This window comes from Litchfieldia salsa (genome assembly GCF_900104555.1).
GTDB lineage: Bacteria > Bacillota > Bacilli > Bacillales > Bacillaceae_L > Litchfieldia > Litchfieldia salsa.
This window is the reverse complement of sequence record NZ_FNJU01000008.1, coordinates 156105-177335: the sequence shown is the minus strand read 5'-3', so window position 1 is coordinate 177335 and position 21231 is coordinate 156105. Positions and strand designations below refer to the sequence as shown.

Below are 21231 nucleotides of genomic sequence, written 5' to 3'. Positions count from 1 at the left end.
TAGAAAGGGTTATCATAATGAATAGACATGATGGCATGAACTATGCTCCTAAAGGAAAGATAAATAGAGTTGTTGCGGAAAATGAATTTATATTTGCTGCAATTGCGCTGGACCACGGTCATATTTATGGGATGTGTAATGGGTTAATTGAAGCGGGTGCCAATCTAAAGTGGGTGTTTGATCCAGATCCTAATAAGGTGGAAGCTTTCATAGAAAAGTTCCCACAGGCTAAGGTCGCATCGTCAGAGGATGAGATCTTTGAGGATTTAGAGGTTCAATTAGTTGCTGCTGCTGCTATTCCCTCTAAGCGTTGTGAATTAGGTCTGAAGGTAATGAACCATGGTAAAGATTACTTTACCGACAAAGCACCGTTTACAACATTGGAGCAGTTAGAACAAGCGAAGCAGAAAGTAAAGGAAACTGGAATGAAGTACATGGTGTATTACAGTGAACGGCTTCATGTTGAAAGCGCTGTGTTTGCTGGTCAGTTAATCGATGAAGGTGCTATAGGGAAAGTGATTCAAGTAACTGGCTTTGGTCCACATCGCTTAAATGCCACGTCAAGACCAGACTGGTTCTTTGAAAAAGAGTCTTATGGTGGCATTTTATGTGATATCGGAAGTCACCAAATAGAGCAATTTCTATATTTTACAAAAAACAATAATGCTAGGGTGTTGTCTAGTAAAATAGCAAACTATAATAACCCTAATTACCCTGAGCTAGAAGATTTCGGGGACGCTACATTAATTGGCGAGAATGGAGCAACTCACTACTTTAGAGTTGATTGGTTTACACCTGATGGCTTGGGAACATGGGGTGATGGAAGAACTTTTATTGTAGGAACGGATGGATATATTGAAATTCGTAAATATATTGATGTGGCTAGAGAAAATAGTGGTGACCACCTATATCTGGTTAATGGTGAGGGTGAAAAACATTTTCACTTAAGTGGTCAGGTAGGTTATCCGTTCTTTGGAGAACTCATCTTAGATTGCATCAATCGGACAGAGAACGCGATGACACAAGAACACGCGTTTAAAGCTGCAGAGTTATGCTTGATTGCCCAAGATCAAGCGCTCAGAGTAGAAGATTACACAACATCTATAGACAATGGTATGTCAATCAATAAAAGGGGGGATGTAATATGAAATTTTCAGTGTTTTCAGTAATGACACCGGATACAACTCCTGAACGCTTGGTAGGTTATCTTAAAGAAACAGGCTATAATGGAGTTGAATGGAGATTTAAAGACATACCAGAAGAGTTAAGAAAAGAACAACATAGTTTCTGGGGTAATAACTTATGTACGATATTACCAGAGATCACAAATCAAGAGATTGACGATTTAAGATTGAAGGCGGAAACTAACGGAATTGAAGTGGTAAGTATTACGCCATACTTAAATGCCGGTGATTTAGCTTCAACGGAACAAGTGCTACAGGTTGCTCAAAAATTCGGTGCGTCCACAGTTCGCATAGGGGTTCCAGTATATGACCGTTCACAAAACTATAATGACCTCTTTAAAAAGGCAGTTGCGTATTTAAAAGAGGTAGAGCAAATGTGTAAGCAATACAAGATTAAAGGTCTAGTCGAAACACATCATGTAACAATTGCACCTAGTGCGAGCTTAGCTCATCGGTTAGTTAGTCAATTTGATCCAAAACACATTGGTGTATTGTATGATCCAGGAAATATGGTTCATGAAGGCTATGAGAATTATCGTATGGGATTAGAATTATTAGGAGAGTACCTTGCACATGTTCATGTGAAAAATGCATGTTGGCAAAAGAGACAAGAGCACGAGGATGGAACAGTGGATTGGTCTGTTGAATGGGCTTTAGTAGAAAAAGGAATAGTAGATTGGAAGCAAGTACTCCATGACTTAAAAGCAGTAGGTTACGATGGATATGTTGGCATGGAGGATTTTAGCCGTGTATTAAGTACGAAAGAATCGTTAAAGCACAATATTGACACTGTTAAAAGATTACTTGCTGAGATTGAGTTGGGTTAATGGGATAATTCGAATCCTTGGGCCTGCGAAGCATAATAATGTTCCAATTTTTCAGGACATAGTCCTTAATAAATAAACCAAATCTATTAAATCGTTTGAGGGGGATAATATGTTAACATTACAAACTACTGATAGAAAGTTCTGGCTTGAGTCAATGTTGAAAATAGCAAGTCCGGTTCTTCTTCATTTAAATAATAGAACGTTAAAACAAGAAATGCCAGTTGAGATGCATGAAGGAACAAGGCGCGAGCAGTTTTCACATCTTGAAGCTTTATCTCGATTGTTGGTTGGTATGGCACCTTGGTTGGAAAGAGAATGTGAGGATGAAGAGGAAGAAAATCTTCGCTTGAAGTATGCAGAGTTAGCTAGATCGGCGGTTGATGCGGGAACAGACCCGAAATCACCAGATTATATGAACTTTTCGGATGATTTTCAACCAATTGTTGACACAGCTTTTCTTGCCCATGCATTCCTGAGAGCTCCTAACGAGTTGTGGGAAAAGCTTGATGATAGAGTGAAGGAAAACGTGATTACAGCATTAAAAGCAACACGTTCAAGGAAGCCGTTTTTTTCTAATTGGTTACTATTTTCAGCAATAATTGAAGCATTTTTATATAAAGTAGGAGACAAAAGTTGGGATCCAATGAGAATCGATTACGCTCTTAAACAGTTTGATCAATGGTACTTAGGGGACGGGATTTATAGTGATGGGGTAGAATATCACCATGATTACTACAATAGCTTTGTCATTCATCCGATGCTCGTAGATTTAATTGAAATAGTCGGTGATGAATATCCTGAGTGGGCAATACTTAAAGAGTCGATTATAAAGAGATCTCAGAGATATGCTGTCATTCAGGAGCGAACCATTTCACCTGAGGGAACTTTTCCACCAGTAGGAAGGTCACTTGCTTATCGTTTTGGTGTGTTTCAAGCTTTGGCTCAACATGCACTTCGAGGGGATTTGCCAACTGAACTTCCTCCTGCGCAGGTAAGAAGTGCTTTAACTGAAGTGATCAAAAAGACACTTTCGGCTCAAGGTACTTTTGCTGATTCCGGATGGCTGAATATTGGCTTTTGTGGACATCAACCGGGAGTAGGTGAAGGGTATATTTCCACAGGTAGTCTCTATTTATGTGCGGCAGCATTTTTGCCATTGGGATTATCAAATTCGGATTCGTTTTGGAGTGGACCACCAATGGAATGGACATCTAAAAGGGCTTGGTCTGGGAAGGAATTTCCGATAGACCATGCGTTATAGGGCAGTCTTTTTTTGAAATGATGAGACGTGAGAACCGTCCCCATGTTACATGAGTTGAAAGCGTTCTAAATTTTATGTAGAATAACGGTATACTGAACATGGGGGATGCGTTCAATGGATTATATCTACCAAAAGTCTCGTTATCTAGTTGTGATTGACCAAATAAAAGATAAAATTAAAAATGGTGAATTAGAGCCTGGTGAACGCTTGCCTTCAGAGACTGATTTTGCGAAACAGCTTCACGTTTCCAGAACGACCTTAAGAGAAGCGCTCCGAATTTTAGAAGAGGAAAATATTATCACTCGAAAACATGGTATTGGCACCTTTGTGAATAAAAGGCCAGTCATTTCTGGTGGAATCGAAGAGTTGTTTAGTGTTACGAATTTAATTGAACGTGAGGGGAAGACTCCTGGAACAGAGCTTTTGTTTTCTGGATATGTTGAACCCCAAGAGGAAGAAATTAACGAATTAAAGTTGCAGAAAAATGAAATGGTCCTACTAGTTAAGAGGGTACGTACAGCAAATGGAATGCCACTAGTTTACTGTATAGATAAAATTCCTGCACACTTATTTCCTGGTGGATACCAACTGAATGATGAGTCTTTGTTTGATTTTTTAGAAGAAGAGGCTAATGTGAGAATTACTCATGCAAAGGCTTTTATCGAGACAATGGGCTATCATGAAGAGATATCAGATATTTTAAAATGTGAATCAGGGACTCCATTATTGATTTTAAAACAAGTCCATTACGCCTCGAATGATGAACCAGTTTTATATTCAATCAACTTTTTTAGAGCAGATCAAATTAGCTTTAATGTTTTTCGCAAAAGAATCTTTTAAAACTAATAGAATCGCTAGTTTACTATTATATTAGCAAACTAGTTTCTAAATGGAACACTACCACAAGGATGTTTATAGTTCTAGTGGTGAGGTTTCATTTTGGAGTTTTGTGTATTTAATATGTCAACTTTTTTAGTACCAGATAATTTTTTTAAAAAAAGTGTTGAGTTGTTGGACCTCCTACCTTTATAATGTGATTGAGAAGTTGTTAAATGGAATGAAAGGGGTTACAAGGGACGAGAGCCAGGTGCTTTTTCATTTAAATGTATATTATTGATTTAGGTTGTTGGACGTCTGATAACAAACGTCCGACGAAAAAGAAGGGTGAAAGTTTTTATAATGAAAGCATTCGGTATTTCTGAATATGCTTTTTAACGTTTTACACTACATTATAGAGGTGAAATCATGAATGTACTATGGGGAATATTTGGGATTTTTGTTGTTTTAGGAATAGCATTTCTTTTGTCAAATAAAAAGAAAGCGATTAATTATAGAACGATTCTAGGTGGTTTAGCGATTCAAGTAACGTTTGCGTTTGTCGTATTGAAATGGGAAACTGGGCGAACTGCCTTACATTGGTTCACAATGAGAATCCAAGATGTTATTAATTATGCGAATGAAGGACTTTCGTTTGTTTTTGGGCCACTAGCAGGTTCTGATAAAATTGGATTTATTTTTGCATTCCAAGTCTTAGCAATTATTATTTTCTTTTCATCGTTAATTTCGGTTTTATATTATCTAGGTATCATGCAGTGGTTTATTAAAATTATTGGTGGAGGATTATCAAAGCTATTAGGTACAAGTAAAGCTGAATCAATGTCAGCAGCTGCTAATATTTTCGTAGGGCAAACAGAAGCACCACTTGTTGTTCGCCCATTTATCGATAAAATGACACAATCAGAATTATTTGCAGTTATGACTGGAGGACTAGCTTCTGTAGCGGGTTCAGTTCTTGTAGGTTACTCTCTTTTAGGAGTTCCGCTTGAATATTTACTAGCTGCTAGTTTCATGGCAGCTCCAGCTGGTTTGATTATGGCTAAATTAATGATGCCTGAAACTGAACAATCAGAGACTGCTCATGAGTTAAAAATGGAAAAAGATACAGAATCAGTTAATGTAATTGATGCAGCTGCTCGTGGAGCTGGAGATGGTTTAAAGCTTGCTTTAAACGTAGGAGCAATGTTGATCGCGTTTATTGCATTGATTGCATTAGTAAATGGTATTTTAGGTGGTATAGGTGGATTATTTGATTATGAAGCTCTGTCACTTCAAGCAATTTTAGGAATATTGTTTTCCCCTATCGCGTTTGCTGTGGGAGTACCATGGTCTGAAGCAGTAGCGGCAGGTAGTTTTATTGGTCAAAAACTAGTTTTAAACGAATTTGTTGCCTATTCTGCTTTTGCACCACAAATTGACGAATTAAGTCCTAAAACGGTTATTGTAGTAAGTTTTGCACTTTGTGGTTTTGCGAACCTAAGTTCAATGGCGATTCTTTTAGGAGGGTTAGGTGGACTAGCACCGAGCCGTCGATCTGATATTGCTAGACTTGGTCTTCGTGCAGTAGTGGCTGGGATGTTAGCTTCCTTACTAAGTGCAGCAATTGCTGGAATATTTATTTAGGTTAAAGGGGCTATCCCCTTTTAAATCCCCTTATTTAAAAAAACTTATTTGTAAGGATGAGAATTTATGAGAATGGTCGATTTAATAGAGAAAAAGCGTGAGGGTCATGAACTAACTAGAGAAGAAATTAGTTTTATGATTAAGGGTTATACGGATGGAGATATACCAGATTATCAAATGTCTGCAATGGCGATGGCTATTTTCTTTCGAGATATGACCATTTCAGAACGAGTAGATTTAACGATGGCAATGGTTGAATCAGGTGACCAAATTGACCTTTCTTCCATTGAAGGAATAAAAGTCGATAAACACAGTACAGGTGGAGTTGGTGATACAACAACACTGATTCTTGCTCCATTAGTTGCTTCTGTAGGTGTACCAGTTGCGAAAATGTCTGGACGTGGACTTGGACACACAGGAGGAACCATTGATAAATTAGAGTCGATAAGTGGCTTTCAGGTTGAGATTGATGGTGAAACGTTTAATAACCTAGTGAATAAAAATAAAATTGCAGTTGTTGGTCAAAGTGGGAATTTAACACCTGCTGATAAGAAGTTATATGGATTACGAGATGTAACGGCAACGGTTGATTCAATTCCACTAATCGCAAGCTCCATTATGAGTAAGAAAATTGCTTCAGGTGCAGATGCAATCGTTTTGGATGTCAAAATAGGATCAGGCGCATTTATGAAGGATTTAGAATCTGCAAAGGAACTTGCACATGCCATGGTACAAATCGGTAATGGTGCTAGTCGTAAAACGATTGCCGTTATTTCTGATATGAACCAGCCGTTAGGCTTTGCAATCGGAAATGCACTAGAAGTAAAAGAAGCGATTGACACTTTAAAGGGTAAAGGACCAGTCGACTTACATGAGTTGTGTTTAACACTTGGAAGTAAAATGGTCTATTTAGCAGGTAAAGCGGAAAATGTTGACGAAGCACGTGAAATGTTAGAGAAATCTATTGAAACAGGGAAAGCGATTGAAACCTTTAAAACCTTTATTGCTGCTCAAGGTGGAGACGATTCAATTATTGATGACCCATCAAGGCTACCAACAGCTTCTTATACCTTTGAAGTGGAAGCAAAAGAGGATGGTTATATTGCAGAAATCATTGCTGATAAAATTGGAATTGCTTCAAGTATTTTAGGAGCAGGAAGAACAACAAAAGAATCAGAAATTGATTTAGCAGTTGGGCTTGTATTAAATAAAAAGATTGGTGAATTAGTAAAAAAAGGGGAGTCACTTGTGACGATTCATAGTAATACGCCAGAAGTTACTGAAGTAATCAATCGAATTTATGATGCTTATTCTATTTCTCAAAGAAGTGTAGAATTAAACCCTTTGATTTATGACATTATTTATCAGTAGAAATAAAGAGAGGGCCCGATTAGTGGGCCTATCTTTCATTTAAGAGAGTGAGTACCTGTTTAAGTTGTTTATTTTTCAATTAAGGAGAATGAAAATGAAGGAATTGTTATTGAGTATATTAGCTGGAATTGTGATAGGTGTTGCCTTTAAGTTTATGCGTCTTCCATTACCAGCTCCACCTGTTCTTTCAGGTGTGTTAGGTATTTTTGGTGTTTATATCGGTGGAGTGGCTTTTGACTATATTATGAAAACTTTTACAAACTCATAAAGGTCTTTTCAATGGAATTAAAATGATAGACAGGGGGAAGAAGGATGAACGATCAATTCATGTTTGAAGAAGCGAAAAAGGCAAGAGAGAAGGCATATACTCCATATTCAAACTTTAAGGTGGGGGCTGCATTACGAACAAAGGAGGGGAGTGTATACCATGGCTGCAATATCGAAAATGCAGCTTATCCGATGTGTAATTGTGCTGAGCGAACCGCCCTTTTTAGTGCGTATGCAAAAGGAGATAAGGAATTTGATCTACTTGTTGTCGTGGCAGACACCGATCGCCCTGTTCCCCCTTGTGGTGCATGTCGCCAAGTGATTTCAGAGCTATGTAATCCAGATATGATGGTAGTTTTAACGAACTTAAAGGGAGACGTAGAGGAACTGACTGTTAAAGAACTATTACCTGGCGCGTTTTCTCCGCAAGATTTATTGAAGTAGGAATTCGGATTTTAAAGAGTACCTTTTGAATACATGCACTGTAACACATATTGTTATGGTGCTTTTTCCATGTTTAGAAGTGATTTTAGTGGGGGATTTTGTCGGTTGAGAGAGTGAAATGTGCATATATTAAAGAGGTCGTGCATATATCGGAAAAAGTTGTGCATATAATTGTTATTCTGTGCATATATCAGATTTCTCGTGCATATCCAACATGTAGTCGGTATTTATAGTAGGAAAAAACATCATTTATCAAAAATAAACACATTTTGAGTGGCCTCGACACCTTGTCAAATTAAGGACTGATACGTTTTTTTAAAAAGATAAGAAAGCATAAAACTCAGTTGAAGTGTCTGCTCCAGCGCTTAGCCCATTGGGGCTGAACAAGGCGCTTGCGCTTTTCTTGTATGTTTACTTAACAAAAGGATGGGTATTGTTATGTATACACTTCAAAGAAGGGCGTGAACATGATGTTAAAATGGTCAATTATATTTATTATCATTGCACTTATAGCAGGATTTTTTGGCTTTATTGGTATAGCTGGTGCAGCAATTGAAATAGCTAAATTTATCTTTTACATTTTCATCATTCTGTTTATTATGTCGCTTATTGGTAGCTTTATGAGGCGGAGATAAGGATGAATGTATTCTAATTCTAGAGACCATAATTAATGGTCTCTTTCAATTTGTTATAAGCGAAGACAAATTGAAAAACATCGATGCATTTATTAAATGCACCGATGTTGTCAAAGGTCGTTTCTTATGGTTTTAGCCCCAAATTTCTTTCGCAACATCAGCAATATACTTTAACTTTTCCCATTGCTCTTCTTCAGTTAAGATATTTCCATGATGTGTGGAAGCAAAGCCACATTGTGGGCTGATACAAATTTGTTCAAGTGGTACGTAGTTAGATGCTTCTTGAACACGAGCTTTGATTGCCTCTTTATCTTCTAATTCCCCAGTTTTAGATGTGAATACACCTACTACTACCTGCGGTCCACCTGCTGGAACATGTTCTAATGGCTTGAAGTCTCCAGAACGCTCATCATCATATTCTAAGAAGAAGCCGTCTACTTTTTCTTTTGCAAAGAAGCTAGGTGCAATTCGGTCATATGGACCTTCAAACGCCCAAGCTGATTGATAGTTTCCACGGCAAAGGTGAGTTGTAACAATTAGGTCTTCCGGCTTTCCTTCTAATACTCCGTTTACAACATCTAAGGCAAGGTCAATTAATTTCTGTCTATCTAAATCACTTGTTGCAAATGGAAGGTCTGTTGCACAAAGTCCAGCGATATACACATCGTCTAGTTGTAAATAACGGCAGCCTGCCTCATAAAATGCATGAAGTGCATCACGATAAGCTTGGATCACGTCTTTAGCAAATTCCTCAACAGTTGGATAAATTTCTTCATTACGAATACCAGCATTGAAAAATTGATTTGGACTTGGAATCGTCATTTTTGCAACTGCACGGTCTCCGACAATCTCCTTAAATTCAATAAAATCTTTAACGTGTGGGTGATCAGGATTAAAAGAAACTTTTCCTGTGACACGTACATTATATGCTTCAGTTTCAATACCTTTAAATTTATAACCATGCTCTGGCACATAACCCTCAACCCCGTTTAGGTGTTCCATGAAATCAGTATGCCAAAATCTACGACGGAACTCACCATCAGTTACCGCTTCTAAACCAACTTCAATCTGTTTATCTACAATTCTTTTAATTTCCTTTGTTTCCACAGCACGTAATTCTTCAGCCGAGATGATACCTTCTGCAAATTTCTTTCTAGCATCATGGATTGATTGAGGGCGAAGTAAACTTCCAACGTGATCTGCTTTAAATGGAGCTTTAACAAGTGTCTTTGTCATTTGAATTCCTTCTTTCTATTATGGTTAATTTCGTATTTAATAAACTAGTAGTCGATTTCCGTTCCAATCAACAGTTTTCCTTTTTTAATGTGAGTTAAATGTAACATGATGTGAGTGTTATAGGGTAGAACAAAGATCCTATGGCTGGTTATAGCTTTTAGTTATAACCTTAATATCAAGGGGGCTATATAGAGGTTTTTTCTGAATTTTTAGCGGGTATTGATAACCCAGATCATCGTGAGCGCGAACAGAGAAAGTGTTGATGTGGATTGCTAATGAGTTCCCAAATTTAAAACCACAAATCAAGTAGAATACGCCGATGTTTACCGATCATGGTACCTTTATTTTAGGTATTTCCATCGCCAAACATCATATGAGTGTTTCGCCTGAAGAAGCTGGCATGGCGACCTTTGCTGATCCAATTGCCGAAGCTGGCTACAGTGCTACCAAAGGGTTGTTTCGAATTCCTTGGAATCAGCCTGTTAATTATGAATTGCTTGCAAAAATGATTGAATTTAATATTCAAGATAAAGAAACTTGTGCGGGCTTTTGGCGAAAATAAAATACCCTCTTAACAAAGGCGCATGACATGATATAATGTCATGCGTTTTTCAAGTCTGACAGATAATAGCGGTTAAAAAGACTAGACTTTTAACCACCATTTGTCCCTAAAAGTCCCTTATTGATGAGATTGGTTAGGATCTCTGCCATTTCTTTTGGTGATTTGTCCATTCCATTGGATAACCAATTTTTCATAACATGGATACTTCCGCTGATAATAAATGTACTTAAATACTCAGAAATTTCCACATCATGATGGTTTCCTGCTTTCCAGTTCTGCATGAAGAATTGATGTGCGAAAATCATTACTTTTTTCTGGAAGGTTGTATCAGTATTTTCACTTAGGAGGGTCTTACATATTTCTTGTTTTGATGCGAAGTAGTCTAGTAATCTTTCAAGAATCTGGAGCTCATCCTCTTCATTTTCAAATGTGAAACGACTTAAATATCCTGCCATCTCCTCGATTATTTCTTCTTCGATTTTATCAAGTAGGTCAAAGTGATCCGCGTAATGGGAATAGAATGTAGAGCGGTTGATATCTGCCCGTTCACATATTTCTTTGACTGTAATTGAAGACATGTCCTTTTCTTTTAAAAGCTGTATAAGACTGTCCTTTAGAACCATGCGAGTGTATTTTTTGCGTCTGTCTAATTTAGAAGTAGTCATTTAAGAAATCCTTTCTTTTTACTGATAAGCAACATAATTTATGAAAGTGTTGCCTAACTCACGGATGTTAAAGAACTGACTGTTGATTAGGCAACACTGTGTCAATATAATGATATGGTGTATATGAAAATAAGGCAAGAGAGGGTGAGTTCTGATAAACATTGCGGCACGAATTATTAAACATAAAAAGATCATTGTGATAACATTTATGATTCTTACAGTACTTAGTGCCTTAGCATCTATTACTGTATCGGTCAATTACGATATGAAAGAGTACTTGCCAGAAGATGCTCAATCAACCATTGCGATGGAGATTATGGAACAGGAATTTGAGGGTAGTGTTCCGACCAATCGAGTGATGATGAATGATTTGAGTATACAGGAAGCACTTGATTTTAAAGAGAAGCTATCTTCAATTGATGGTGTATCAGATGTCACTTGGTTAGATGATGCAATTGATATAAAAGCTCCACTTGAAATAGCTGATGAAGAGGTTGTGGAATCTTATTATAAAGATGGTAAAGCGTTATTCTTATTCAGTATTCTAGCTGGAGATGAAGTAGCTGTTACGAGTGCGATTTATGAGCTCATCGGTGAAGAAAATGCGATGGCAGGTGAATCGGTTAATACAGCAACACAGCAAACGATGGCTGGTAAAGAATCGATGTATGCAGCTGCCTTATTAGTCCCTATTATTATCCTGATTTTAGTTTTATCGACCAATTCTTGGGTCGAACCGTTATTTTTCTTAACAGCTATTGGTGTCTCTGTCTTAATTAACATGGGTACAAATATTTTTCTTGGAGAAGTCTCGTTTGTTACTCAGTCGGTAGCACCTATATTACAGCTTGCTGTTTCATTAGATTATGCGATATTCCTTCTTCATAGTTTCTCTGATTATCGAAAGAAGGTAGCGGACCCTCATGAGGCCATGCAGCTTGCGATGAAGAAATCCTTCTCGGCAATTACGGCAAGTGCCTCAACCACTTTTTTTGGTTTTATGGCACTATCATTTATGGAGTTCGAAATTGGTTCAGATTTAGGAATCAACTTAGTAAAAGGGATAGTATTAAGCTTTATTAGTGTCATGGTCTTTTTACCTGCGCTGACTCTTTTACTTTATAAATGGATTGATAAAACACAGCATAAACCATTGCTTCCTAGCTTTAAGAGAATTGGTGGTGCTGTAACTAAATCAAGATTAGTAAGCTTACTAATTATCATCCTTCTAATTGTACCTGCCTTTTTAGCACAAAGTCAGACGCGTTTTACCTATGGGGTCGGAGACCAACCGGAAACCACAAGAGCTGGAAGTGATATTGCTAAAATTAAAGAGAGCTTTGGTGAGAGTACTCCGATTGTCTTACTTGTTCCCAAAGGGGAAATTGCTAACGAAGAGGAATTAGTTCAAGATTTAGAAAAAATTGAGCATGTTTCTAGTGTTCTTGCGTATGTAAATACAGTTAGTGCTGCGATTCCTCCAGAATATTTGGATGCATCGATTACAGAACAATTTTATTCCGAAAATTATAGTCGAATTATCCTTCAAACGGAAACAAAGACAGAGGGGACCGAGGCTTTTCAATTAATTGAAAAGGTCCAACATACGGCCGAGAAATACTACGGTGATGATATCTACTCGGTTGGAGAAAGTGTTACATTATACGATATAAAAAACACCGTTCAAAAAGATAATAAATTAGTCAATTTATTAACCATCATTACCATTGCCATTGTACTAATCGTGACATTTAAGTCGATCGGAATCCCTTTGATTCTTCTGCTAACGATTCAGTCAGCTGTTTGGATTAATTTATCGGTCCCTTATTTTACTGATTCTCCTTTGGTATATGTAGGGTATCTACTGATTAGTATTATTCAACTTGCGGCAACAGTCGATTATGCAATTCTACTGACAGATGCGTACAAAGAATACCGAACGGAAATGACTGTACTTGAAGCGGTAAAGAAAACAGTTGATGAGAAAATATTCTCAATTGGGATCTCAGCTTCCATCCTATCAAGTGTAGGTTTCATCTTATGGATTACGTCATCTAACCCAATTGTTTCATCAATCGGGTTATTGCTTGGAAGAGGTGCGTTACTTGCCTTTATTATGGTGGTGTTTTTCCTACCAGCATGTCTGTTAGTGTTTGATAAATTGATTATGAAAACAACGTGGAAAGCAAATTTTTATAAGGGGAAATGATGATGAAGAGATTAAAAAAGAGTCTACTCGTACTTGCTGCCATCCTTTTTGCACTTCCTTCATTTCTTGTAACGGCTGCTTCTAATGAAAGTAAGCCAGGGGAAATCTCCTCAAAGGATGAAGTGGTGTATGCAAAGCTAAGTGCCAATGGGGAACGACAAGAAATATATGTTGTTAACATTTTAGATATTAATAAAGCGGGAAAAATTGTTGATTATGGACATTATTCAAATCTGAAAAACTTGTCAGACTTAGCTCCATTAGAGCAAATCGACAATACAGTAGAATTTACTGCAACTGAGGGGAAATTCTATTATCAAGGAAACATGAACGAGAAAGCTCTGCCATGGAATATTTCGGTTTCATACCTGTTAGACGGAAAACAAATAGCACCAGAGGAACTTGCTGGAAAAGAAGGGCATGTAGAAATCCGAATTGCAACATCTGCTAATAAGGAAGTAGATCAAGTGTTTTTTGAAAACTATCTACTACAAATCTCTCTAACTCTTAATCTAGAACTTTTCAGTGATATACAGGCCCCTAATGGCATGCTAGCCAATGCGGGTAAAAGTAAACAAGTTACATTTACCGTGATGCCAGAGAAAGAGGAAGAGCTTGTTGTTGAAGCTGATGTTGTTGATTTCGAGTTAGATGGCATCGATATCACTGCGATCCCGTCTTCTTTGCCAATTGACGCACCTAATATAGATGATATGACAGGTGAAATACACACTTTAACAGACGCAATTAAAGAAGTCGATGACGGTGTTGGGGCATTAGCAAATGGTGTTAGTGAATTAAACAATGGCGTTAAAGGTCTAAGTAATGGTTCTAAGCAATACAAAGATGGTATGTATGCAATTGCTCACTCCTCTTCAGAACTGGTGAATGCATCTGGGCAAATTGAGGGTGCACTTGATAAATTATCAACTAATCTTAGTGCTAACTCAGAGAATATGAATCTTGGTGATGTGAAAAAGCTAGAAGAAGGACTTGTTCAAATCTCAGGTGGGTTAAAAGAAACAACAAAGGGATTAACGACATTGAAGGAAAACTATGCTACTGCATACAGTGCATTAAATACCGCTATGGCAGCAATTCCGGAATATGAGATTTCGGAAGAGCAAATCCAACAATTGTATGGAAGTGGAGCTGATCAGCAAGTCCTTGATCAATTAATTGAAACATATTCCACTGCCCGAACAGCAAAAGGGACTTATTTATCTGTACAGGAAGCTTTTGTTGCAGTTGATGGAACTTTAGTGCAGGTTAGTGGAGCATTATTAGAAATGGCGAGCCAACTAGAGCAAATAGCAAATGGGCTATCAACTTCTCTTGAAGAGATGAATATCGCAGAATCCATTACACAATTGCGTGATGGAGTAAGTCAATTGTCTTCGAATTATCGTGCGTTCCATTCAGGGTTGGTGAAGTATACAGGTGGGGTGAGCCAATTATCTAGCTCATATTCCGAGTTGCATAATGGAGTTGTCGCACTGTCAGATGGCACTGGTAAATTAGAAAGCGGTGCAAGCCAGCTTCATGACGGAACCACCGAACTTTATGAAGCCACAAGTGATTTACCAGAACAAATAAAAGAAGAAGTCGATCAGATGATGAGTGAATACGACAAGTCTGACTTCGAACCAGTATCCTTTGTTTCATCAAAGAATGAAGATATTAATTCTGTCCAATTTGTTCTGAAAACCGAGAGTATCAAACAAGAAGAGGCAGAAGAAAGTGAAAAAACGGTGGAAGAAGTGAAAGGATTTTGGGCGAGATTGGTGGAGTTGTTTAAATAAGAAAATAATTAAAGGGGTTCAGTAAATGGACTTCTTTTTTTAATTTTTACTAATTGATATGACTGAGTAATAGATGATTCCGCTCTAACTTGATTTTGGGAAAAAGTTACCAGAAGTTTCTGAAAATTATTTACAATATAATGGAGAAAAGAAAGGGTTTTCTGAGCAACATGGAGAATAAAACAATATTCTAAGTGTGCTCAGGGGGATTAGGATGAAACCAACTTGTGAAGGGTGTAATATTAAAACTTGTCTAGAAGAAAATAGAAAGATATTAATGAATTTAGTATCTGAAAAAGGCAATATCCTGGATGATATGGTTGTTAAAAGAAGTCAAGTGTTAGACCAATTTATTTTAGAGTGTGTCAAATGTGATAAAAGAAGAATGGAGAGCAAAGTTGAGACTCTAGATAATATATTTGGTATTCATTCCACCTTTTATTATTATGGCCGTGAGCATCTTTTAATAAATCTACTACCTTATATAAAGCATGGGGTAGATAATAATGAACTTGTTACGGTTTCTTTAAATAAAGATATTTTTAATTAACTAATGGAGCTATTGGACTTTCATGGGATTAATAGAACTGGTGTAATACATTTTCCGGTAAAAAACATGGTAATCGCTAATAATACAAATGGGATTGATGGTGTAAGACAGTTAATTTCATCTTTACTAAAAGAAGTAGAAAGTAATAGATTTAGAGGAGCAAGAGTAATTGGACAACCTTCGTATGCAATTGGAGAAACGTCAAAAGAGGATTTCCTCAAGCTAGAAGAGGTGCTAACAGAAGTCCTTATAGGAATTAATGTTTCAGGACTTTGCTTATATGATGCATTTGATTATATTCATAATGGAGAGATTATGGATGAGAAGATCATGATGGAGTCATTAAAAACTCATTCACACCTTTTGTATGATAACTCTCTATTTAAGATTCAGTTATAATGCTAGGTTCAATTTTGGTCTAGGTGTATGCTTTACCAATATAATTCAAATGAAGAAGGAGCCTAAAAAAGACTTCTTCTTTTTGTTCAATAGATTCCATAATAAACTAAATAGAAAATTATTAATCTTATTGACAATTAAGTGTGCAACCTATAGCATTGATAACAGTTATCATTATCATCTGAAGAGGAGCATGTGTTATGAAGAAATTACCATTAACAAAACAAACTTTATGTATGTCATTATTGATTCTCATTCTATCTATCACCTTACTAGGCTGTTCAACTGGTTCAGTTGAAAAATCAGATTCTACTAGTGATAGTGAAAGTAGTAATATGGTCACTTTTGCTTGGCCTAGGGATATAGGTGATTTGAATCCACATCTGTACAATCCATCCCAATTATTTGCTCAATCGATGGTCTTTGAACCTTTAGTGAGCTACGGAGATGGAGGAGAGCTAAAACCACATTTAGCAGAGTCTTGGACTGTTTCAGAAGATGGGAAAGAGTATGTGTTTAACATACGTCAAGAAGTAAAATTTTCTGATGGAACTACTTTTAATGCAGAAGTTGTGAAAAAGAATTTTGATGCTATACTAAATAATGTAGATCTGCATAGTTGGTTAGGATTTATTCCTATGGTTTCTCAAACAGAGGTAGTAGATGAATATACCTTTAAATTAACATTAACAGAACCTTATTATCCCACGATTCAAGAGTTAGCTGTTGTGCGCCCAGTTCGATTCTTAGGAGAAGCAGGTTTCCCAGAAGATGGTGACACTTCAAAAGGTATAGAAGAGGCAGTCGGAACAGGTCCGTGGGTATTGGATGAATATAAAGTAGATGAATATGCGATATTTAAACGTAACGAAAATTATTGGGGAGAGCTCCCAAATGTAGAGAAAATTAAAGTTAAAGTAATCCCAGATGCGGAAACACGCGTACTTGCTTTTGAAAAGGGAGATTTAGACCTTATCTATGGTGAGGGTGTTATTAGTTTGGATGCTTTTAAACAATTAGAATCAACAGGATCATATGGGACAAGTATTTCTGAACCAGTGGCTACTAGACAACTAGTTTTGAATACGAATAAAGAGCAGCTTTCAGATGTGCGTGTTCGTCAAGCATTACATTATGGATTTAATAAACAAGCGATGGTTGATGGAGTAACATCTGAAGTCGAAGAGAAAGCTGACTATATCTTACCAATAAACTTACCATATACGTCTGATATCGACGTAACGATGATTGATTATAATGTTGAGAAAGCAAATGAGTTATTGGATGAAGCAGGTTGGAAGTTGCCAGAAGGTAAAACTGTTCGTGAAAAGGATGGGCAACCACTAGAGTTTGAGTTAATGTTTAACTCAGCTGAATCAATCCAAAAAACAATGGCTGAAACTTTACAGTCAGAGTGGGCAGGATTAGGTGTGAAGTTAAATATTGTTGGTGTTGAGCTTACAACTCAAGTTGAAAGATTCAAAGCAAATGAATTTGATATGAATTTCTTTAGTAACTATGGAGCTCCATATGATCCACATACTTTCGTGAATATTGTTGCTACAGAGGGATTTGGATTTAACGAAGCAATTACTGCTTATCCTAATAAGGAAGAGATTCTAAGCCAGATCGCACAAGTGAAACAAACAACAGATGAAGCTGAGCGTCAAGAATTATATACAACAATCTTAGGATCACTACAAGAGCAAGGTGCGATTGTACCGATTTCATATATTAAGAAAATTGCTATATATCAAAAGGATGTATCTAATTTCACATTCCCTGCCAATCGGGATGAGCATCCATTTTATAATATCGACAAAACGGAATAAACGATAGGAGATTTGTTTATGGGTACTTATATAGTGAAACGAATAATGACAATAATTCCAATTTTCCTTTTAGCTACCCTACTAACATTTGGAATGATTCACCTATCACCAGTAGATCCAGCAGAGGCATACTTAAGTGCTGCACATATTCAACCAACAGATGAGATATTAGAGCAGAAAAGACAAGAATTTGGCTTAGATCAGCCTCTGTTTGTACAATATATGAACTCCGTTGTTAAAATCATCCAACTTGATTTTGGGACATCTTATGTATCGAATAAATCAGTATGGGAAGAGGTATCCTCGCGATTGCCAGCAACTATTCAGTTAACGGTAGGAAGCCTTCTCATAGCAATCCTTGTTAGTGTCCCTATTGGTTTTTTAGCGGGTATAAAGAAGAACGGTGGAATTGACCATTTTAGTCGATTCCTTTCTTTTTTGGGGGCATCAATTCCGTCATTCTGGCTTGGGTATTTATTAATCTTCTTCTTTTCTGTTAAGCTTGATCTGTTCCCAGTAGAAGGAACTGGAACTTTTGCTCATTTAGTTTTACCTTCTGTCACTTTGGCATTACCTTTAATCGCTTTATATACTCGCCTTCTTCGTGCAAGTGTGATTGAAAATTTACAAGAGCCATATGTGCTTTTTGCACGGACGAGAGGGATTCATGAGAAAATCATTCTGGGGAAGCATGTCTTAAGAATTGCTATTTCTCCTATGATAACCGGCCTTGGTATGAATTTAGGAAACTTAATGACTGGAGCGATCATTGTAGAGGCAGTCTTTTCATGGCCAGGATTTGGTCGATATTTTATCGAGGCGATTTTTAACCGTGATGTTCCTGTTATTCAATGCTATATACTTTTATCAGCAGGACTATTTCTTATAAGTAACTTAATTGTAGACATTATTCAAATGTATATCGACCCACGTATTTCTAGAAAAGGAAGGCAGTATCAATGATTGCAATGTTTCGTGATAAATTAAGAAATCAAAAAGTGATCGTTATTTGTTCTGTAATACTGAGCGTGTTATTTCTTATCACGATATTTGCTCCGTGGCTTGCACCTAATGATCCAATCCTTGTTAATATCGCTCATAAATTACAGCCACCATCTCTGGAATATCCATTAGGAACAGATCATTTAGGTCGATGTACGCTTTCACGTATCCTATATGGGGCTAGAATTTCGTTAGGATATGCTATGTTAATTTTTATTTCAGCTTTAAGTATTGGTTTAATCATTGGTATCATCTCTGGTTATAAAGGTGGTTGGATTGATCAATTATTAATGAGAATCGGTGATGGCCTGATGGCGATCCCAAGTCTTTTGTTTGTACTTGGTTTTGTTGGTATTTGGGGAGCAGGTCTCAAACAAGTTGTTTTAGGACTAATTCTCGTACAATGGGTTTATTACGCAAGGGTTATTCGTGGAATGGTTTTAAGCCTGAAAGAACAGAACTATATTACTGCAGCTAGGATTAGTGGTTCTTCTACATGGACCATAATGAAGAAACATATTATTCCTAATGTTCTTCCATCACTAGCTGTTATGGGAACATTGGAAATGGGTTGGGCGATTATGAATTTATCATCCATGTCCTTCTTAGGCTTAGGTGTGCAACCACCTACTCCAGAGTGGGGAGCAATGATTCATGAAGGAAAGTCATATATTAGAACCAATCCTTCTTTAATGATTTATCCAGGTTTAATGATTATGCTAGTTGTTGTCACCTTTAATTTACTAGGAGAGGCACTATCAGAACGGTTTGGGGTTAAACGCCGCTAATAAAAAGGACTGGTTTAATAATGGAACAATTTATTTTAAGTGTATCCGATTTACAGGTAGCAGTAAAAAACAAAGAGGGTTTTTTTACTACACTTGTTAAGGATATTAATTTTGAAATGAAAAAAGGGCAGATTTTGGGTGTTGTTGGTGAGAGCGGTAGTGGGAAAACTGTAACAAGTATGTCTATTTTACAGCTGCATGATCGGAAGACTACTCAAGTTGGGGGAAGTATTAAACTTCACGGTAGGGAACTAAATGGGATAGGAAACAATGATATGAGGAATATTCGAGGGAAGGATATAGCCTTTATTATGCAAAATCCGATGAATGCATTTAGTCCAGTTTTTACAATTGGTCATCAGTTTGTTGAAACGATTCAGTCTCATACTCCTTTAAAGAAAAAGCAGGCAAAGGAGCTTGCAATAGATGTGATGAAAAGTGTGAATTTGCCAGAGCCTGATAAACTGTTGAAGAAATATCCGTTCCAGTTAAGTGGGGGAATGCTTCAACGAGTGGTGATTAGTATGGCTGCTTGTTTACACCCATCTGTTATTATTGCTGATGAACCCACGACAGCACTTGATCTTCATAACCAACTATTAGTACTTCGTCTATTAGATAAAATTCGTACTGATTATGGAACCTCTATTTTACTTATCTCCCATGATCTTGGTGTCATATCAGAGATGGCAGATGATGTCATTGTTATGAAACAAGGAAGAATTGTAGAAAAGGCAAATGTGTTTGATTTATTTGATCACCCACAACATGAGTACACAAAGAAGTTGTTAAAAACAAGACCGACCTTATATCTTCAAAAACAGCCGTATACCTATCAATTTTAATAGAAGAAATGATTTTTCAAGGGGTGAACCCAGTGAGCTTATTGCAGGTAAATGAAGTATGTCATAGCTATAATTCTAAGAAGGTTTTTAAATGGAAGGAGCCATCCAAGAAGGTTCTTAATAATATTACGTTTGCGATTGAAGAAGGCACATGTTTAGGGTTAATTGGTACAAGTGGAGCTGGTAAAAGCACCTTAGGGAAAGTAATTCTTGGTATTCAACGTCCGCAGCAAGGACAGATTTTATTTCAAGGGCATGACATCTATCAAGCCGATAAATCTATCCAACGAAAAATACGTCGAGATCTACAAGTTGTCTTCCAGGATTCATATTCTTCGGTAAATCCTAGGATGACTGCTGAACTAATTATAAGTGAACCGTTAGAGAATTATGAAAAGCTAACGATGGCTGAACAAAAAAGTAAGGTTATCTATCTATTAGAACGAGTTGGCTTAAGTGAAAAAGATTTAAAAAAATATCCCCATCAATTTAGTGGTGGTCAATTACAAAGAATTAATATTGCTAGAGCAATCGCTCTAAAACCGAAATTAATCGTTCTAGACGAATCGGTCAGTAGTTTAGATATGGTTACACAAAGCTTAATTTTGGATTTATTAAATGAGTTAAAAGAAGATTTTGGTTTATCTTATCTCTTTATTACTCATGATATTAAGGCAGCTTTTACCATCTCAGATAAGTTAGGTGTACTGGAAAAGGGAGAATTAGTAGAGTTTTACGATGAAAAAGATGGTTTCTTTTCTTCAAAACACGCTGTTGTTAAACGAATGAGAGAATCTATTCTTGGTGAGCACCCTCGTTTCCGATCACTTTCAACAAAGGAAAATAATGTATAGGGTAGTAGAAAACTCCTCTTAAGGTAGTCAGATTTTAG

20 protein-coding genes and 1 pseudogene are annotated in these 21231 nt (G+C 36.9%); 19 read left to right on the top strand and 2 right to left on the bottom strand.

The window, feature by feature from the left end; all coding sequences use genetic code 11:
* Nucleotides 1-17: 17 nt before the first annotated feature.
* The 9 genes from BLQ56_RS15800 to BLQ56_RS15760 all read left to right on the top strand — a co-directional run bounded on the left by BLQ56_RS15800 (nt 18) and on the right by BLQ56_RS15760 (nt 8449).
* Complete coding sequence (locus BLQ56_RS15800) at nt 18-1148, top strand: Gfo/Idh/MocA family protein (protein WP_090856400.1); 1131 nt, start codon at nt 18-20, stop codon at nt 1146-1148.
* Complete coding sequence (locus BLQ56_RS15795; RefSeq protein ID WP_090856397.1) at nt 1145-2011, top strand: sugar phosphate isomerase/epimerase family protein; 867 nt, start codon at nt 1145-1147, stop codon at nt 2009-2011. The genes BLQ56_RS15800 and BLQ56_RS15795 overlap by 4 nt, the downstream gene beginning before the upstream one ends.
* 109 nt (nt 2012-2120) lie before the next feature.
* Nucleotides 2121-3272: a DUF2264 domain-containing protein gene (locus tag BLQ56_RS15790; RefSeq protein WP_090856395.1), complete on the top strand. Its 1152-nt coding sequence runs from the start codon at nt 2121-2123 to the stop codon at nt 3270-3272.
* A 114-nt stretch (nt 3273-3386) separates the two neighbouring features.
* Complete coding sequence (locus tag BLQ56_RS15785; RefSeq protein WP_090856392.1) at nt 3387-4112, top strand: GntR family transcriptional regulator; 726 nt, start codon at nt 3387-3389, stop codon at nt 4110-4112.
* A gap of 405 nt (nt 4113-4517) precedes the next feature.
* A complete protein-coding gene (locus BLQ56_RS15780; protein WP_090856389.1) occupies nt 4518-5732 on the top strand; it encodes a NupC/NupG family nucleoside CNT transporter in 1215 nt (404 codons plus the stop codon).
* Nucleotides 5733-5798: 66 nt separating this feature from the next.
* On the top strand, nt 5799-7103 hold the full coding sequence (locus BLQ56_RS15775; RefSeq protein WP_090856387.1) for a pyrimidine-nucleoside phosphorylase: 1305 nt from the start codon (nt 5799-5801) through the stop codon (nt 7101-7103).
* A 94-nt stretch (nt 7104-7197) separates the two neighbouring features.
* On the top strand, nt 7198-7371 hold the full coding sequence (locus tag BLQ56_RS15770; RefSeq protein ID WP_090856385.1) for a XapX domain-containing protein: 174 nt from the start codon (nt 7198-7200) through the stop codon (nt 7369-7371).
* Between the two features lie 44 nt (nt 7372-7415).
* Nucleotides 7416-7814, top strand: a complete 399-nt coding sequence (cdd, locus tag BLQ56_RS15765) for a cytidine deaminase (RefSeq protein ID WP_090856382.1) — start codon at nt 7416-7418, stop codon at nt 7812-7814.
* A gap of 467 nt (nt 7815-8281) precedes the next feature.
* The gene (locus BLQ56_RS15760; RefSeq protein WP_090856379.1) at nt 8282-8449 is read left to right on the top strand and encodes a DUF1328 family protein; all 168 of its coding nucleotides are present in this window, start codon (nt 8282-8284) and stop codon (nt 8447-8449) included.
* Between the two features lie 132 nt (nt 8450-8581).
* On the opposite strand, the gene BLQ56_RS15755 is transcribed toward BLQ56_RS15760, so the two are convergent.
* Nucleotides 8582-9685, bottom strand: a complete 1104-nt coding sequence (locus tag BLQ56_RS15755) for a 5-methyltetrahydropteroyltriglutamate--homocysteine S-methyltransferase (RefSeq protein ID WP_090856376.1) — start codon at nt 9683-9685, stop codon at nt 8582-8584.
* Between the two features lie 188 nt (nt 9686-9873).
* Here BLQ56_RS15755 and BLQ56_RS15750 point away from each other — a divergent pair.
* Nucleotides 9874-10247 (top strand): annotated as a pseudogene (locus BLQ56_RS15750) (iron chaperone).
* Nucleotides 10248-10336: 89 nt separating this feature from the next.
* On the opposite strand, the gene BLQ56_RS15745 reads toward BLQ56_RS15750, so the two are convergent.
* Nucleotides 10337-10912: a TetR/AcrR family transcriptional regulator gene (locus BLQ56_RS15745; protein ID WP_238457287.1), complete on the bottom strand. Its 576-nt coding sequence runs from the start codon at nt 10910-10912 to the stop codon at nt 10337-10339.
* Nucleotides 10913-11120: 208 nt separating this feature from the next.
* Here BLQ56_RS15745 and BLQ56_RS15740 point away from each other — a divergent pair, with 208 nt between their 5' ends.
* From BLQ56_RS15740 to nikE, 9 genes are all read left to right on the top strand, one after another.
* On the top strand, nt 11121-13121 hold the full coding sequence (locus BLQ56_RS15740; protein ID WP_090856373.1) for an efflux RND transporter permease subunit: 2001 nt from the start codon (nt 11121-11123) through the stop codon (nt 13119-13121).
* Between the two features lie 2 nt (nt 13122-13123).
* Nucleotides 13124-14923 carry a hypothetical protein gene (locus BLQ56_RS15735; protein ID WP_090856370.1) on the top strand — a complete coding sequence of 600 codons (1800 nt, stop codon included), beginning with the start codon at nt 13124-13126 and terminating at the stop codon, nt 14921-14923.
* Between the two features lie 214 nt (nt 14924-15137).
* The gene (locus BLQ56_RS15730; protein WP_090856367.1) at nt 15138-15473 is read left to right on the top strand and encodes a Spo0E family sporulation regulatory protein-aspartic acid phosphatase; all 336 of its coding nucleotides are present in this window, start codon (nt 15138-15140) and stop codon (nt 15471-15473) included.
* A 3-nt stretch (nt 15474-15476) separates the two neighbouring features.
* A complete protein-coding gene (locus BLQ56_RS15725; RefSeq protein WP_090856364.1) occupies nt 15477-15872 on the top strand; it encodes an MEDS domain-containing protein in 396 nt (131 codons plus the stop codon).
* 200 nt (nt 15873-16072) lie between these two features.
* On the top strand, nt 16073-17704 hold the full coding sequence (gene nikA, locus BLQ56_RS15720; RefSeq protein ID WP_090856361.1) for a nickel ABC transporter substrate-binding protein: 1632 nt from the start codon (nt 16073-16075) through the stop codon (nt 17702-17704).
* 18 nt (nt 17705-17722) lie between these two features.
* Nucleotides 17723-18667 (top strand): nickel ABC transporter permease subunit NikB, encoded by a 945-nt coding sequence (gene nikB, locus BLQ56_RS15715; RefSeq protein WP_090856358.1) that lies wholly within the window; start codon nt 17723-17725, stop codon nt 18665-18667.
* Nucleotides 18664-19494 (top strand): nickel ABC transporter permease subunit NikC, encoded by an 831-nt coding sequence (gene nikC / locus BLQ56_RS15710; RefSeq protein ID WP_090856356.1) that lies wholly within the window; start codon nt 18664-18666, stop codon nt 19492-19494. Before nikB ends, nikC begins: the two co-directional genes overlap by 4 nt.
* A gap of 20 nt (nt 19495-19514) precedes the next feature.
* Nucleotides 19515-20339 carry an ABC transporter ATP-binding protein gene (locus tag BLQ56_RS15705; RefSeq protein WP_090856352.1) on the top strand — a complete coding sequence of 275 codons (825 nt, stop codon included), beginning with the start codon at nt 19515-19517 and terminating at the stop codon, nt 20337-20339.
* Nucleotides 20340-20371: 32 nt separating this feature from the next.
* Nucleotides 20372-21193 (top strand): nickel import ATP-binding protein NikE, encoded by an 822-nt coding sequence (gene nikE / locus BLQ56_RS15700; RefSeq protein ID WP_090856349.1) that lies wholly within the window; start codon nt 20372-20374, stop codon nt 21191-21193.
* Nucleotides 21194-21231 lie beyond the last annotated feature (38 nt).

Bases quoted from the DNA above. Each gene is read 5' to 3' on its own strand.
- BLQ56_RS15785 (WP_090856392.1), top strand. From the start codon at position 3,387: ATGGATTATATCTACCAAAAGTCTCGTTATCTAGTTGTGATTGACCAA.
- BLQ56_RS15755 (WP_090856376.1), bottom strand. From the start codon at position 9,685: ATGACAAAGACACTTGTTAAAGCTCCATTTAAAGCAGATCACGTTGGA.
- BLQ56_RS15775 (WP_090856387.1), top strand. From the start codon at position 5,799: ATGAGAATGGTCGATTTAATAGAGAAAAAGCGTGAGGGTCATGAACTA.
- BLQ56_RS15740 (WP_090856373.1), top strand. From the start codon at position 11,121: ATGATTCTTACAGTACTTAGTGCCTTAGCATCTATTACTGTATCGGTC.
- BLQ56_RS15790 (WP_090856395.1), top strand. From the start codon at position 2,121: ATGTTAACATTACAAACTACTGATAGAAAGTTCTGGCTTGAGTCAATG.
- BLQ56_RS15795 (WP_090856397.1), top strand. From the start codon at position 1,145: ATGAAATTTTCAGTGTTTTCAGTAATGACACCGGATACAACTCCTGAA.
- BLQ56_RS15745 (WP_238457287.1), bottom strand. From the start codon at position 10,912: ATGACTACTTCTAAATTAGACAGACGCAAAAAATACACTCGCATGGTT.
- nikB (WP_090856358.1), top strand. From the start codon at position 17,723: ATGGGTACTTATATAGTGAAACGAATAATGACAATAATTCCAATTTTC.
- BLQ56_RS15780 (WP_090856389.1), top strand. From the start codon at position 4,518: ATGAATGTACTATGGGGAATATTTGGGATTTTTGTTGTTTTAGGAATA.
- BLQ56_RS15760 (WP_090856379.1), top strand. From the start codon at position 8,282: ATGATGTTAAAATGGTCAATTATATTTATTATCATTGCACTTATAGCA.
- BLQ56_RS15800 (WP_090856400.1), top strand. From the start codon at position 18: ATGAATAGACATGATGGCATGAACTATGCTCCTAAAGGAAAGATAAAT.
- BLQ56_RS15730 (WP_090856367.1), top strand. From the start codon at position 15,138: ATGAAACCAACTTGTGAAGGGTGTAATATTAAAACTTGTCTAGAAGAA.
- BLQ56_RS15725 (WP_090856364.1), top strand. From the start codon at position 15,477: ATGGAGCTATTGGACTTTCATGGGATTAATAGAACTGGTGTAATACAT.
- cdd (WP_090856382.1), top strand. From the start codon at position 7,416: ATGAACGATCAATTCATGTTTGAAGAAGCGAAAAAGGCAAGAGAGAAG.
- BLQ56_RS15735 (WP_090856370.1), top strand. From the start codon at position 13,124: ATGAAGAGATTAAAAAAGAGTCTACTCGTACTTGCTGCCATCCTTTTT.
- nikA (WP_090856361.1), top strand. From the start codon at position 16,073: ATGAAGAAATTACCATTAACAAAACAAACTTTATGTATGTCATTATTG.
- BLQ56_RS15770 (WP_090856385.1), top strand. From the start codon at position 7,198: ATGAAGGAATTGTTATTGAGTATATTAGCTGGAATTGTGATAGGTGTT.
- nikC (WP_090856356.1), top strand. From the start codon at position 18,664: ATGATTGCAATGTTTCGTGATAAATTAAGAAATCAAAAAGTGATCGTT.
- BLQ56_RS15705 (WP_090856352.1), top strand. From the start codon at position 19,515: ATGGAACAATTTATTTTAAGTGTATCCGATTTACAGGTAGCAGTAAAA.